General features: G+C 71.2%; 1 protein-coding gene and 1 tRNA gene. Both read right to left on the bottom strand.

The window, feature by feature from the left end:
* Positions 1-496: 496 nt before the first annotated feature.
* Positions 497-570 (bottom strand) — tRNA-Ile (locus HW445_RS32285).
* Between the two features lie 121 nt (positions 571-691).
* Positions 692-1,058: DUF3566 domain-containing protein (locus HW445_RS32280; protein ID WP_180224295.1), on the bottom strand; the 367-nt coding region annotated here is incomplete at its 5' end.

Below are 1,058 nucleotides of genomic sequence, written 5' to 3'. Positions count from 1 at the left end.
CCGGACACCGCGCCCCGGCACCGACGTCACCACTGCTCCCGTACCGCCCCCACCACCCCCGAGCCCGCGCACCCCTTGCCGCGGCGCGCAGCCCCTCGGTACCGCCCACTCCACGGCCACCGCACAGTCCACGGCCACCGCCCACCCCGCACCACCGACCGGACCCGCGCATGCGGAACGTCCCCCGGTCCACGCTCCCGCGTCACGCCCTCTCGAGCCCGCCCTCATCCGGCGGGCCGGCGGCGTTTCCCCGGGCGTCCCGCAGGCCGTCCCAGGCCGCGCACACACGGCGGCACGAGAGGCCGCCAGAAGAAGAAGACCCCCGGCCCCGAGGGGCCGAGGGTCTGTGGTGCGTACGGCCGCCCGGGACTCGGCACCGGGCCAGGCGCGTCGCCCCTCCCGCCGAGATCCATCAGCAGCCCACCGCGCGCAGCCCACAACGTCGAGAGGGCGTCTCCCACTCGGGGAGACGCCCTCTCGACGTGTACTGCTTCTGTGGGGCTAACAGGATTTGAACCTGTGGCCTCATCCTTATCAGGGATGCGCTCTAACCAACTGAGCTATAGCCCCGCCGCGCTGTGCGGTGTGTGTCCCGCGCGCTGACTCCTGAAGATTAGCGCACGACATGCGAACTCCCAAAATCGGTTCTCGCAGGCCGGCCGCGCCACCCTCCCGGAGGCGGCCGGTGGCGCTACTCGTCCTCGGCGAGGGTCAGCTCCACGCCGCCGACGAAGCCGGCGGAGAGGTTGTAGATGAAGGCGCCCAGCGTCGCCAGCGCCGTCATCAGTACGACGTTCAGCACCGCGATCACGGCGCTGAACATCAGCACGTTCGGAAGCGACAGGAAGCCCTGGAGGTCGAAGCCGTTGGACCCCTCCGAGCCGGTGGCCTCCGCGATGGTCCTGCCGACCGTGGAGAAGACGCCCATCGCGTCCATCACCAGCCACAGCACGGCCGAGGCCACCACCGTGCAGATGCCCAGCGCGATGGAGAGCAGGAAGCCGACCTTCATCACCGACCACGGGTCCGCCTTGGCGACCCGCAGCCGCGCCTTGCGG

This window comes from Streptomyces sp. UH6, from assembly GCF_013421635.1.
Lineage (GTDB): Bacteria > Actinomycetota > Actinomycetes > Streptomycetales > Streptomycetaceae > Streptomyces > Streptomyces abyssomicinicus.
This window is presented reverse-complemented; position numbering and strand designations above follow the sequence as displayed.